The organism is Flavobacterium ammonificans, from assembly GCF_020886115.1.
Taxonomy (GTDB): Bacteria; Bacteroidota; Bacteroidia; order Flavobacteriales; family Flavobacteriaceae; genus Flavobacterium; species Flavobacterium ammonificans.
Genome location: NZ_AP025185.1, coordinates 1,677,632 through 1,692,100, shown reverse-complemented (window position 1 = coordinate 1,692,100; position 14,469 = coordinate 1,677,632). Strand labels below are relative to the sequence as shown.

Genomic DNA, 14,469 nt, shown 5'->3' with positions numbered 1-14,469 from the left:
CTATGAAGAACCTTTTCAACCTACTCAGCATTATGATGATTTCTAATTTCACCATAGCACAATCGTATAAGATAGAATACGAAGAACGTGCCAACATCAACAACCAACTCAAGAATGTAACAGATCCTGAAACTAGAAAAAGAGTGAGTGCCTATTTGTCAAAGGCAACTACCTTCTATTTATACTACAAAAATGGGGAATCATTATACATTGAAGAGAAAGAAAAAATTGCTCAAAATGAAGACTTAAATATTCAAAATCAAAGTTCAAAAAAAATTGAGATTGGTAAAAATGGTGGTGGAATTTATAAAAACTTCAAAACCAAAGAATATCTTCATGAAGCGGATGTTTTAGGAAAAGAACTACTAGTGGTAGATAAGTTAAATAAAATAGAATGGAAGCTGTTTGGCGAGGAAAAAACAATTGGAAACTACAAATGCAAGAATGCAGTAGCAACAATTAACAATGAAGAAATTACAGCTTGGTTCACAGATGAAGTAGCATTACAAGACGGTCCTAAAGACTTTTATGGCTTACCAGGTCTTATTATGGAATTAATTGCCGAAAAAAAGACATACCATGCAATCAAAATTACCGAAACAAACTCTAATCTTGATATTAAGAAACCAACAGAGGGAACTAAAGTATCCAAATCAGAATATCTAAAAATTGTAGAAGAAAAAATCAATGAATTAAAAAGAGGTGTAGGCAATTCATTGCGTAATTAAACATGAAGATCCTTATCTCCTTCCTTTTCATTGCTAACTTTTGTTTCTGTCAAAAAACAATCGTCGGTAAAGTAGTCAATACTACTGGAGGCGAAGTTCCTTTTGCAACTGTCCAACTGATTCTAAAGGATAAAATTATCGAATACACTGCTACCGATGAAAATGGATATTTTGAAATAAACTACAACCCAACTACTAGTGCAAATGGTCTTTTGAAAGTAACTCACATGAGTTTTGTATCCAAAAATTGGGAACTGAATTCTTTAGATATAAAAGATAAAATAGTACTAAGTCTAGTAGAAAAAACAGAAACCCTTAATGAGGTTACGGTTCAAAACAAACTGAGTTACGCCAAAGTAAAAGGAGACACCCTAAGCTATAATCTCAAGGCACTTACTACGGGTAATGAAGAAAAATTAGTCGATGTCCTAAAAAAACTTCCTGGTATTGATATTAATTCGGACGGTAAGATAATTTCACAGGGTAAAGTAATCAACGACTTATTGGTAAACGGTAAAAAAATGTTTGGTGACAATCATAAAATAGCAACCGAAAATATCAATGCCGAAATGCTAAAAGGAATTGATTTACTGAGTAATTTCGAAAATTTTGCTGCTATTAAAGACGTGGAAGGCAGTAATAAAACAGCTTTAAACATCAAAATCAAAGAAGAATATTTAGGCAAAATTACCGGAAACCTAGAAGTATTTGGAGCCCATGATAAGCGCTATCAAGCCAATAGTAATTTATTCAAATTCAATCAAAAGCTTAATCTATCAGCTATACTAAATGTTAATAATACAGGATACCAACCGATTTCAATGAAGGAATATTTTTCAATGAATAGAAGTGTCAGACAAGAACTTAGAAATAATGATGGACAATCCAATTCTTTGGATACCAATGAAATACCAAAATTTTTATTATCCGATAATAATGTAAATAGTAAATCGAATGAGTTCTTAGCCCTAGATTTTGCATTCCAGTCCTCTAACAAACTGTCAATGAATGGCTTTTCGATTGTCTCAAGGCTGAAAACCAATGAAATTTCAAGAACCTTCAAGACTTTCTTTGATAGTAATTCTACAAATAATGTTGTAGAATTTTTTTCAAGCAACAACGATTTATTGTATAACCAAACTAAACTGAATATTGATTACAAAAGTAACGACAACTCCCTTGTCAATTACACCCTGCTTTTTGACCCAAATACCATCAATACCAATACTAATTTAGAAAACAATATAAGTAATAATCAAAATAGTATAAACGAATACTTTGATAAAGTAAATTTTAAATTTGGACACCAACTCAGTTGGATAAATAAAATTGCTAAAAATAAATTACTGTCATTTAATCTATTTCAAGAATTCAATAAAAATCAAAATGACATAAGACTCGATGCTAATTACAATCTGTTCAACACCGGAAACAGGATCTCCCAAGACATAACAGAAAAAAATAATGATTATGGCTTCTACACAAAACTAACAGTAAAGCATTATAATCATATTTTGAAATGGAACATAGGGTATATTGTAGAAAATTCAACTTTCAATACTAGGAATACTATAAGTTCAAATCAAATCAATTTTGATTCAAATTATGCTACCTCTGATGTAGTAATACAAAAAAATCAAGGAAAATTAAATTACAAGGTCAAATCAGAATGGCGTAACTACTTCCTTAAATTCAAGACAGAAGCTGAAAATACTTCCTTCATTTTGCCAACGCTGCAGTTGAAATACAATTTCAGTGAAATCCACCATATAATGGCTAATTTTTCAAAAAAAATCGACTTTTACTCATCGAGTAATTTAAATGAGAATCCATTTTTTGAAAACTTCAGAAATTATTATACCCGATCTACTATTAATTTTTCAACACCAGTGGTTCAAAACATTTATGCTGTAAATTATTTCAAATTTGATTTATACAATGGAGTTGTAATTATGGCCAATTCATCGTACACCCAATTTGGCAATCGTCTTTCAAACAATACTACAAACGCTGGGAACTATATTCAAATACAACAAATCAATACTGAAAATCAGTATTCTTGGAATAATGTATTCTCTTTCGAAACCCGTATTTCAAAGATTAAAAACAAATTCAAATTGACACTAAATCATATCAATTCAAATTTTAATAATCAAATAAACTCCCAATTTAATATTCAAAAAACAGAATTCACAAGTCTAAGAACATCATTGATAAGTATCTTTAAAAATGAATTGTTCAATTATGAATTCGGTTTGAACTACAGCCAACAAAACAACAATTTGACCTTGTTCAACAATCATGATAAAATCGTTCAAGTAAATCCATTTCTATCGTTCAACGGGAATCTAAAAAATAAATTCACTTATTTTATAGATCATTCGTTTGAAAAATTTATCTCAAAAATTGAAACTACCAATTTTTATAATCTAAGTTTTAAATTGAATTATAAAACCAATAAAATGAAATTTTGGATTGAAGGAAACAATATTCTCAACATCAATAATGCTCAGGTACTAAAATTCACTTCTAAAAACAACTTCACTTCAACAGAAGTGATAAATAGGTTAGCTGGTTATATTGGACTTGGAGTTGGCTTTAATATAAAATAAACCATACTTTAGTGAGCAAAACCATTAGATTTCATCCAATTCGATAAGTTTGTATTTCAGTGCAAATAAGACAACTCCAATAAAATTTTTACATTCTGTTTTTTCCATAATATGCTTGCGGTGTTTTTCAACGGTACGAGTACTAATACACAAAACATCTGCCATCTCTTTACTACATTTCTCCTTCGTGGCCAATTTGACAATCTCAACTTCTCTAGCAGTTAAATGTACTTGTACAGCACTATCTTTTGAAAAATCCTCAGAAATGACTCCATGTAGTAATGCATCACATTTTACTTCGTTAATCCCCATAGCTTTAATTTTAAATTGCAAATGATACTATCAAAGCTAATGCAACCAAATCAATACATTTTACGGTAAAACAATCTAAATAGTACGGTTTTTTAAATGTACAGTAAAGCACTAAAAAAACCCCGATACAACGATCGAGGTTTTCATCTTTATAAGATTTAAATAGTGAAGATCCTCACTAAAAATCCAACTAATTTTAAATAGTGGTTAAACTAGACAAAGTCTTAGATAGTAAAATAAAATGAGTTATGAAGCTAGTTAGAGAGATGGTTTCTTGGAGAAATAAATACGTAAAAACACGTATTTCGGATATGCAAAAGGCTTTATAAATTTCGACTTTTAAATAATTAAATCGTAATGTTTAAAAAATTATTAGTCAACTTAGTATAAATATTTAACAGTAAAAAAAATGGCAAGACAAAACAGTACAGACAGAAGTGGTAATTCTTTTTCGGAAGAAACAAAACGAGTAATTTGGAATAAAGCTAAGATAGTTACTGGCCAGGATCCAACTATAACTAGAAAAGACTTATGTGGAGCTTTGATTAGTTGGGATAAATACGGTAACACAACTGAAAATGGAAATGGATGGGAAATAGACCACATTAAACCTGTTTCAAAAGGAGGAGGAGACGAATTAAACAACTTACAAGCCTTGCAATGGCAAAATAATAGAAAGAAAGGAGATGACTATCCAGCTTCAAATTATTGTATTATATCTGCAAAGTAAAAAATATCAAAAGACCTCATAGAGGTCTTTTGATTAAAATAAATTTACTTATATACACCTATTTCTAATAATCAAATAGAAATTAAATTAGGATGAAAAAAAAAAAAAATAAAAGAAATAAACAATACAAAAACAAATTATGGCAAATATTAACGACTATAAACTCTTAAACATTAAATGCAAAACTTATTTCCAAATTTTGCAAAAAGAAATAGAACAAAGAATTCAGTTGCCAAGCGAAAAACACATCGAACGATTTGGCTTTTACTTGTTTATGCTTGAATCTATTTGTAACATTAAAGACACATTTGATTTAGTAGATTTGATAACCGATCAAGAGTTTAATTCTAAAATATTTAATATAAAGGATGAGGATTTTGGTGTTGATGCAATACATATAGACGAAGAATCAAACTACATTAACTTATTTAATTTTAAATTTCGAGAAAAATTTAATGAAGATAGACAACAAAGTTTAAATGAAACTTTTTTATCCACAAAATTTACAAATTCTATTATTTCAGATGATACAAGTGGTTTAACTGGAAAAATAAAGATTCTTGCTGATGACATTATCACTAAACTTAATGGGAATGATATATGGAAATTGCGTCTTTATGTTGTGAGTAATGATATTAAAGAATTAGATGTAAATTCTCCAGAAATAAAAAAATTGAAAGAATTATATGACCTTGAAACTATTCCAATTGGATTGGAAACAATTTCTAAATTAATGTCTATAAGACCAGAACCTATTAATGCAGTAATTCACATTAGCAATGATTCAATTATACCATTCGTTGAAAGTAGTTTATCTTCCTCTAAGTCTTATATCATCAGAATTCCTGCTCCTGATTTATTAAGGATTACTTGTAATGTAGATAGTTATCGTACAAATTATACGATGGAAGATTTTCAGAGTTTGTCATCAACTAATATGGAATACAATTTATTGTTTGATAATGTGAGAGGATTGATCATAAGGTCTAAGTTCAATGAAAACCTTTATCAAACTTTGAAAGATGAGCCTTCTAAATTTTTTATGTATAATAACGGGTTAACAGTTACTGCAAATGATATTATTTCGGAGCCAACAAATGCAAACAAAAAACTTAAAATAACAATTAAAGATTTCCAGGTTGTTAATGGTGGTCAAACTTTAAGAACTTTACATAAATTCAATCAGTCCGATAATGATAACATTATCAAATATTTATCTAATTGTGAATTACTTTTAAGAGTATTTAAAACACCAGCCGATTCAAATATTAGAAATAAAATTGCGGAGTATACCAATAGTCAAAATGCTATTTCTAATATTGATTTAAAATCATTAAGCTCGGAACAGATCCAAATCGAGCAATTTTTAGAAGAAAACGATATTATTTATGCCCGAAAAATAGGTGACATAGGATTAACGCAAACTAAAATTTATGAACATAAAATTAGTATGGAAAAATTTGGTCAAATTTTATTTTCTGTTCAAGGATTTCCTGAAAAAGCTTCAAATCAAAAGAAACAAATTTTTGATAAATACTATTCTCAAATTTTCACTGAATCAAACTTTGATTTATCATCCTCAGCAATTCTAGTTAAAAGATATTTTGAAATTAAAAAAATATATGAATCATTAAACTATGATGTTTCAGATCAAAAGATATTTTATATTCTTTATTTGGACAATCTTGTAAACGATAACATAATTAATAAAATTGATTTTTTTGAAAATGTAATAAGAACTTATAGAAGTGATGATAAAATCCCAGACTCACGTAAGTTAATTAACACTAGATTTAAAGAAATGTTAGATGAAGAAATAAAAAATGGTCAACAATAATATAAATTTATCCTATCTAATTCAAATACATTCCACAACTATTAACCCAACTCTATCTCATATATTCAAAATACTAACTAAATAATCAACCAATGGCAAAAAAAACAACAAGTGCTAAAGTAGCCTCAACAGCTTCAAAAGTACTCAAAGACGGAAGAACAAGTGCAGCAAGCAAATCTGTTGCAGGTAGTGCTTTATCGCAACGTGAAAAAGGCAATAAAAAGAAGTAGTAATTTTAATTAATCCCATCAAAAGACCTCAACCGAGGTCTTTTTTTATACCCTATAAATTTACGTATAAACACGTATTTTATAATTAATAACAGCTAACTAACTTGCATTAAATTACTTAACAATAGTAATTGTTTAGCAACTGTTAATACAATTTAGTACCAATTTGATGTAGTGATTAAAGTTCAAGATGCGCATAAAACCGAAAACACATAATCAAAAAAAGTATTTAAAGAGAATCCAGGATGCTACTAAGTCGACATATCCGAAACAGCGACTATAAATTTGTAAATCGGTGGTATATTAATTTTAATTTAAATGTAAGTAAAATGAAAAAAACATTTTTATCTTTAGGTTTTGTTCTAATTAGTTCTTTTGCAATGGCAAACACTATTGAAGTAAAAGAAGAAGTTGTAGTAAACAACCTAAGTAAATCAAAAATTGTAGTAGTACAAGGTCCCGGCGACAATGAAGGAATAGCAACACCATGTGAAAACATGGCGTTAGATTTTTATGAATTACTCGTATTTCTAGATGGAGGAAAAGATGATATAGATTTACTTAATAATTTATTAAGTGCTTGTCATTAATTTAGGGATATTTAATTAAAATAAACTACCAAAACGTTTTGTTTTGGTAGTTTTACATTAAAAAAGATGATGAAAAAAATACACTTAATCATAGCTTTGTTGGCCTTAAATGGTTTGTATGCTCAATCGGGTCAAGTTGAATATGGCGTTAAAAGAGATTCAATCCTGTATCAAATTCCTGAAAAGCATAAAGAAAGGTTTTATGGAATGACAAAATATGCTAATAACCAAACATTTAAATTAGAATTTAATAAAACCAAATCGAGTTTTAAGTACATTAACAAATTAAACTCAGATCCTACTTTTAGCGAGGTAGAGAATAGAATTGCGCGATCAGCGTTCACCTCAAGTTTTGATTTTTATTGTGATATTTTGACAAATACACAAATTACTAAGGGTAGTAATAACATTTTAATTGAAAATAAAAATTCAAAATTGGATTGGATTATCAGTTCGGATTCAAAAAAAATCGACAACTATCTTTGTTACAAAGCCACATGTCGAGAATCTTATTTTTCAAGAAATACTAATGATATTGCCTATTATACTATTGAAGCTTGGTTTGCTCCTATGTTACCTTATGGATTTGGACCAATTCAGTTTAATGGTTTGCCTGGTTTAATTTTAGAGCTTCATTACATAAATACTACCTACTTGGCTACAAAAATAGTATTAAGTGATAAAGATATACCGATCAACTTCCCAAAAGGAAAAACAATTTCAAAAGAAGAATACAATAAAAAGCTTGAAGCCAGCATGGGAGGTGTAATTATTGACAAAAAAAAGAGTAAAAATTAAGTACGCTAATTAAATAATAGCACCAATACTTTATAGCTAATTAAGATCCAATTGAATTTATGTTTAAAACCCTCCTGCTTCTTTTTTTTACAACCCTTTCACTGGCGCAAAGCCAAGTGATAACTGGTGTTGTGGCAGAGGAAAATCGAAAGCCCTTAGAATCAGCCAATATAATTGCCAAACCCTTACAAGAAAAAGCGAGTTTGAAATTTGCTATTGCTGATAACAAAGGACGGTATCGTTTGGAATTGGATAAAGGGGTTAAATATGAAATCACAGTGTCATACATTGGATATGTAGAGCAAGTTTGGATTACAACAACTAACGATACTGAAAAAACACACGATTTTATACTTCAACCCACAGGGGAACAACTGAAAGAAATTGTGATTAAACATGTGTTCAAACCTATAGTTATCAAAAAAGACACCATAACCTATGATGTGAAGAGTTTTGCTAATGGGAATGAACGCAAAATGAAAGAGATCTTAGAAAAATTGCCGGGTGTTGAAGTAGACAAAAAAGGAAATGTTACCGTACAAGGCAAAAAGGTAACAAAAATGCTAGTAGAAGGTAAATCGTTTTTTGGCGGTGGAAGTAAATTAGCGGTAGAAAATATACCCGCTGATGCATTAGATAAAATTGAAGTCATAGACCATTTTAATGAAGTGGGGTTCATGAAACAAGTATCGGATAGTGATGATTTAGCTATGAACGTAAAACTTAAAGCAGATAAAAAGAAATTTGTTTTTGGTGATGTGGAAGCTGGAGCTGAAGTTGGAAATGTCAATAATGGCTTTTATTTGGCGCATGCCGCTTTATTTTATTACAGCCCAAAAACTAATTTGAGTTTCATAGGCGATGCTAACAACATTGGTAAACGAACCTTTACTTTTGATGATTTATTGCGTTTTGGTGGCGGAATGAGTAGTTTTCTTTCCGGTCGAAAATCATTTACCAATTTATATAGTTTTGCTACTGATAATAATGAAGTTGTTCAAAATAAATCCCAATTTGCAGCACTGAATTTTAGCCATGACTTTTCAAATAAATTAGAGATATCCGGGTTTTCTATCTTATCAAAGGTGTTAACAGCATCTCAAATAGAAAGCAAAAACGAATATTTGCAAAATAGTGCAATCGCATTTGAAAACAAATTACAAAAAGGAGACAATCGTTCGTTACTCGGAATTTCAAATATAAAATTGAATTATTCTCCTAATGCCAAAGAAAAATGGTATTACAATGGGCAATACCAATCGAGTACGAATGATTTGAACAATACTATTAATTCGATAACCAATTTGAGGAGCAGTGTTTTTCAAACTTTGAATCAGGCGGATAATACTGCAATTAAACAATACTTGGAATGGCATAAAAGTTATAACGATGCACATACTACGACTTTTGTAGTCAATCACGCATATGACACTAATACACCACAAACACGTTGGTTTACAGACCAACCTTTTTTAACAGGCATCATTCCCATTCAATCTGATAATACCTATACCATAGATCAAATCAAAAGAGTGCAAAATCACTCTGTAGATGCACTATTTAAACATTATTGGGTGATAAACAATGACAATCATTTGTATACTATTTTCGGTAATAATAACGGGCGCTCTCAATTGTTTACCTCCGAAAAACAGCTATTAAACACAAATGGTAGTAACTCTTTTAGCACTGGAGGTTTTGGCAACGATATCAACTACCAACTTAATGATGCTTACATCGGCTTAGAGTACAAATTTAGAATTGGAATTTGGACAAATAAACCCGCACTGTATAGCCATTGGTATGCAATGCAAACAGAACAAGCCTCTGGAAGAAGAGTTTTAGAAAAACAAGTTTGGTTACCACAATGGACTAGTGAATTTGAATTCAATAAATCAGAAACGCTCAATTTTAGTTATAAACTAGAAGTGGGATTTCCTGAAGTAAGTCAGTTAGCAGATCAATTTACGTTACAAAATTATAATTTAGTTTTTAAAGGGAATGCCTTATTGGAGAATGAACAGTTTCATTCGGCTAATTTGAGATATTCAAAAATGAATATGTATCGTGGTATTACTTGGAATGCTATGGCAAGCTTTGTAAAAAAAGAAAATAACATTCGTAATGAAGTAATTCTGCAAGGAATTAACCAAGTGAATACTCCATTTTTGAGAGACAATCCAGAGACAAATTATAATGTAAATGGGTCATTTACAAAAAAAATATATCGTTTTAACCTTCGATTTAGTTCGAGCTTAAGTTGGTTCAATTATTTACAAAACTTGAATGGTGTGACAACTTCAAATGATAGGAATAACCAAAAAGTGGGTGTTTTAATCAAAACAGCTTATAAAAAATGGCCTACAGTAAGTGTAGGTTATACGAAAGGTTTTAGTCAATTTAAAGGGATTACACAATCACAATTTCAATTCGATACCTACAATGCTGATGCTGAGTTTTCTTTTTTCAAGCATTGGACTTACAAATTAGAGTATGAAAATACTAGTAATACTAACGCAAATCAGCAACGTAATTTTTATGATCTTGCGAATACTTCTTTGCGTTATCAAAAGAAAAATAGTCCATTTGGATTTGAATTGTCCATGAATAATGTATTGAATACCTCAGTAAAAAATGACTTTTCATTCTCAGATTACTTAATTAGTGAGAGAACAACATTTGTATTGCCAAGAGTAGTACTGTTTTCAATAAGTTATAAATTGTAAATTAATTACTAATCCATAACGTATTCCCATTATTCTATTGTTAGTAATTACTGTAGAATACATATAAATGGCATAAAAATAAAGTAATAGACAAAACTATTAGATTTCATCCAATTCAATAAGTTTGTATTTCAGTGCAAACAAGACAACCCCAATAAAATTTTTACATTCTGTTTTTTCCATAATATGCTTGCGGTGTTTTTCAACGGTACGAGTACTAATACACAAAACATCTGCCATCTCTTTACTACATTTCTCCTTCGTGGCCAATTTGACAATCTCAACTTCTCTAGCAGTTAAATGTACTGGTACAGCACTATCTTTTGAAAAATCCTCAGAAATGACTCCATGTAGTAATTCATCACATTTTACTTCGTTAATCCCCATAGCTTTAATTTTAAATTGCAAATGATACTATCAAAGCTAATGCAACCAAATCAATACATTTTACGGTAAAACAATCTAAATAGTACGGTTTTTTAAATGTACAGTAAAGCACTAAAAAAACCTCGATACAACGATCGAGGTTTTCATTTGGGGCGCATTTATAACCATTATTAAAAATGCCATTAAAGGCATTTGTTCAATTGATTTTTGCCAAAAATCGTATCGAGAACCCATCATTCTTGGTAATAAAAATTAAGGGTGTATGTATATGGTAATACTGTAAAAATTCTGTGCAAAATTACAAAAAACCACTACACCCTTAATAGTAACTGACTAACGACAAACACCACAAGTTCCGCCATTTTTAGCACAATACTTACAGTATTTGCAGTTTTTACAAGTCGTACAACTTTTAGAACCAGTACATTTTTTACCAGAGTAATAGGTAGTAAAACCCATGGTGACAGTACAAAGTACCAAACCTAAAATCACAAATTTTTTCATCTGAAATCAAATTATATTGGAACTCGCAATTTGAGATAATTTAAAATAGCTGTATTACGGTTTTTAGACGAAAATAGTACGGTTTTTTTTATCAAAATAAACTAAATACAATATCCTTAAAATAATCCGTTCAATCGGTGTAATCTGTGGCAAAAAAAATAATGACTCTTGAGTTTGATTATTAAAACATAATTGATTTGGTGAATAAAAATAATTAGCTGTTTTTGAATATTAATTAAAAAATAACATCATATATAATTATTCTATCAAACATATCATAAAACGGGTAGTTGTTTCGCTTTTTTGATAAACCAAATATCCCCCATGGGCTTCGACTATACTTTTTGAAAGTGTTAAACCAATACCAGCACCCTCTTTTCGAGTAGTAAAAAAAGGAAGGAAAATTTTGTCTTCAATTTCTTTTTCAACGCCTAAACCAAAATCAGTAATCGTTATAAAAATTCTTTTTTCTTTTACTTCTGCTGAAATTATAATTTCTTTTGAAATTGAATTTTGTAATGCATACATACTATTGGTGAGCAAATTAATAAGCACCTGCTCCATTTGTTGTAGGTCAATAGAAAGCCAACGATCGAATGTAATAGTATTTTTAACTGAAATTTTCTCTGTTTTAAATAATGGCGACATAACTAGTAAAGCGCTTTCAATCCAACTAGAAAGTGCTACCTTTTGCTTATTAGGAGTAGGTAACATAGCCAATTTTCGATAACTTTCCACAAACTGTTGCAAATGATCACTACGGTGTAACATCGTAGAAACACTCTGTCTAATATCATCTAAATCTTCTTCAGAGAACGTTTTTTGATGTGCCAATTCATGAATATTTTGCGATAGAGAACGTATAGGGGTTATAGAATTTAATAGTTCGTGCGAAATAACTTTCATCAAATTAATCCAAGCTTCTTTTTCCTTTTTCTCGATAAGGGTTTGAACAGAATTTAATAGCACTACATAAAATTCATTATGGTAGGTTTTACTTCGTGATGATTGCATTACAAAGGTTTGTGTGTCTTGTTTATTGACACGAATTTGCAAAGAGGTTTTAATTTCTTCAAAATTTTGGGCTTCAATAATTTCACAAAGCGCTGGCAAATTATTCTTAAGATAATGCCATTTGGACACTTTAGGCACTTGAAAATGTTGAGAAAAATAATCATTCATCAAAAAAACTGTCCAATCTGTACCTTCTTTTTGTAAGATTAAAATTCCAGTTTCAATAGTATTTAGAATAGAACTATAAATTATTTTTGTAGAAATGTGTTCATTTTCTTTTCCTTTTAAACTCTCGTATAATTCAAACAAACTAGCGTAATTCTTAGAAAATTTATTTTTTGAAAACTCGGCTGAAAAATCATTTTGCAAAATCGCTTTGATAGTTTTGTCATAGAACAAAAAACTATTTTTAATAAAATTAAAGAGTTCAATAATCAAAAGAATGAAAATGAAAAAGATAAAAATAGAAGTATAAATCAAATTGTTTTTCAAAAGAACAAAACAAATTACAGCTGCTAATAGAATAGCACAAAGTCTAAAAAATATGAAGGAGCTTCTTTCCATTATTTTAAATCAAATTTTTCCATACGTCTATATAAAGCAGCTCTAGACAAACCCAATTCTTCGGCAGACTTGCTAATGTTGTGATGATTTTTAGTTAATATTTTTTGGATTGTCATTTTTTCAATATTAGAAAGATGCAAGTCATCTTGTGATTCCTTATATGGAATAATTTCGTCCAAATCTAAATCCGAAACTGAAATACAATTGTTTTCACATAAAATAATAGCGCGTTCAATTTTATTTTCCATTTCTCTAATATTACCGTTCCAAGCATGTTCCTCTATTTTCTTAAGTGCTTTATCATCAAAAACGATTGGATTACGTTCGTATTTTTCAATCATTTTCTGCAAAAGAAAATGTGCCAAAGGAATTTTATCTTCCAACCTATTTCGAAGAGCGGGTAATACAATTTCTACGGTATTGATGCGATAATACAAATCTTCACGAAATGTTTTCTGACTAACTTCTTCTTTTAAATTTAAATTAGTAGCTGATATAATTCTTACATTCAACGGTCTTGGTTTAGATTCTCCAAGTCGAGTAACGGTTTTGGATTGAATGACTTGTAGTAATTTGGATTGCAAATGCAAAGGAACATTGCCAATTTCATCTAGAAAAATTGTTCCATTTTGTGCCAATTCAAATCTGCCTGGCGTGTTGGTTTTAGCATCGGTAAAAGCGCCTTGGGCATAGCCAAATAATTCGCTTTCAAAAATAGAATCACTCAATGAGCCTAAATCAACTGCCATAAATGCTTTGTCTTTACGATCTGACTGTTGATGGATATACTGAGCCAATACATATTTACCAGTACCGTTCTCTCCCAAAATTAAAACATTGGCATCTGTTTTAGCTACTTTTTCTGCAAGGGAATACGATTTTTTTATTAGTTCCGAATTACCAATAAAAAAAGGATTGTTAGTAATGGTTTTGTTAGCTTTCTTTTGTTCTCTTCTACTTTCTTCAACGGCCTGTTTTATGGTGAATACTAATTTATCGTTTTCCCATGGCTTTAAAACATAATCAAAAGCACCCATTTTTAAACCTTCTACAGCAGTTTCTAGTTTTCCAAATGCAGTCATTAAAATGATGGCCGTTTTTGGTGATAGCGTTTTAATTTCTTTCAACAAATAAAGTCCCTCTCGTCCGTCCTCAAACCCTATACGATAATTCATATCTAATAAAACTACGTCAATCGTATTTTCAGATAACAATTTAACTATATTTTTAGGGTTATTTAGTGTGTGAATGGTCTCAAAATGTTTTTTTAAAAGCATTTTGACAGCAAAAAGGATATCTTCTTGATCATCAATCACTACAATATTAGCTTGTGTTTTTTTCATTAGTTGTTCGTTATCGAGCATTCAGTGTTCATAAATGAACAGTAAAAAAAATATGTCTAGTAAAAACTATATAAAAACCAACCAATTATGGATT

The 14,469-nt window shown here is 29.9% G+C and carries 12 protein-coding genes; 8 read left to right on the top strand and 4 right to left on the bottom strand.

From position 1 onward, the window contains the following. The first annotated feature begins 2 nt into the window (after positions 1-2). Together LPC20_RS07495 and LPC20_RS07490 are read left to right on the top strand one after the other, a co-directional pair. Entirely contained in the window at positions 3-728 is a 726-nt protein-coding gene (locus LPC20_RS07495) for a GLPGLI family protein (RefSeq protein ID WP_229324060.1), read from the top strand. A 2-nt stretch (positions 729-730) separates the two neighbouring features. After that, entirely contained in the window at positions 731-3,340 is a 2,610-nt protein-coding gene (locus LPC20_RS07490) for a hypothetical protein (RefSeq protein WP_229324057.1), read from the top strand. Between the two features lie 24 nt (positions 3,341-3,364). Here LPC20_RS07490 and LPC20_RS07485 read toward each other — a convergent pair whose 3' ends face one another. Continuing rightward, complete coding sequence (locus LPC20_RS07485; protein ID WP_229324055.1) at positions 3,365-3,652, bottom strand: response regulator transcription factor; 288 nt, start codon at positions 3,650-3,652, stop codon at positions 3,365-3,367. 409 nt (positions 3,653-4,061) lie between these two features. Here LPC20_RS07485 and LPC20_RS07480 point away from each other — a divergent pair, with 409 nt between their 5' ends. The 6 genes from LPC20_RS07480 (at position 4,062) to LPC20_RS07455 (ending at position 10,563) form a co-directional block, all read left to right on the top strand. Next, entirely contained in the window at positions 4,062-4,382 is a 321-nt protein-coding gene (locus LPC20_RS07480; protein ID WP_229324053.1) for an HNH endonuclease signature motif containing protein, read from the top strand. Between the two features lie 139 nt (positions 4,383-4,521). Further along, entirely contained in the window at positions 4,522-6,219 is a 1,698-nt protein-coding gene (locus tag LPC20_RS07475; protein WP_229324051.1) for an AIPR family protein, read from the top strand. Positions 6,220-6,311: 92 nt separating this feature from the next. Further along, a complete protein-coding gene (locus tag LPC20_RS07470; protein ID WP_229324049.1) occupies positions 6,312-6,449 on the top strand; it encodes a hypothetical protein in 138 nt (45 codons plus the stop codon). A 329-nt stretch (positions 6,450-6,778) separates the two neighbouring features. Next, positions 6,779-7,039 carry a hypothetical protein gene (locus tag LPC20_RS07465; protein WP_229324047.1) on the top strand — a complete coding sequence of 87 codons (261 nt, stop codon included), beginning with the start codon at positions 6,779-6,781 and terminating at the stop codon, positions 7,037-7,039. Positions 7,040-7,105: 66 nt separating this feature from the next. Next, positions 7,106-7,837 carry a GLPGLI family protein gene (locus tag LPC20_RS07460; RefSeq protein ID WP_229324045.1) on the top strand — a complete coding sequence of 244 codons (732 nt, stop codon included), beginning with the start codon at positions 7,106-7,108 and terminating at the stop codon, positions 7,835-7,837. A 59-nt stretch (positions 7,838-7,896) separates the two neighbouring features. Continuing rightward, positions 7,897-10,563, top strand: coding sequence for a carboxypeptidase-like regulatory domain-containing protein (locus LPC20_RS07455; protein ID WP_229324043.1), 2,667 nt, complete (start codon positions 7,897-7,899; stop codon positions 10,561-10,563). Positions 10,564-10,662: 99 nt separating this feature from the next. Here LPC20_RS07455 and LPC20_RS07450 read toward each other — a convergent pair whose 3' ends face one another. The 3 genes from LPC20_RS07450 to LPC20_RS07440 form a co-directional block, all read right to left on the bottom strand. Then, positions 10,663-10,950: a response regulator transcription factor gene (locus tag LPC20_RS07450; protein ID WP_229324041.1), complete on the bottom strand. Its 288-nt coding sequence runs from the start codon at positions 10,948-10,950 to the stop codon at positions 10,663-10,665. 762 nt (positions 10,951-11,712) lie between these two features. After that, complete coding sequence (locus LPC20_RS07445; protein WP_229324039.1) at positions 11,713-13,032, bottom strand: sensor histidine kinase; 1,320 nt, start codon at positions 13,030-13,032, stop codon at positions 11,713-11,715. Continuing rightward, positions 13,032-14,375, bottom strand: coding sequence for a sigma-54-dependent transcriptional regulator (locus tag LPC20_RS07440; protein WP_229324037.1), 1,344 nt, complete (start codon positions 14,373-14,375; stop codon positions 13,032-13,034). The genes LPC20_RS07445 and LPC20_RS07440 overlap by 1 nt, the downstream gene beginning before the upstream one ends. Positions 14,376-14,469 lie beyond the last annotated feature (94 nt).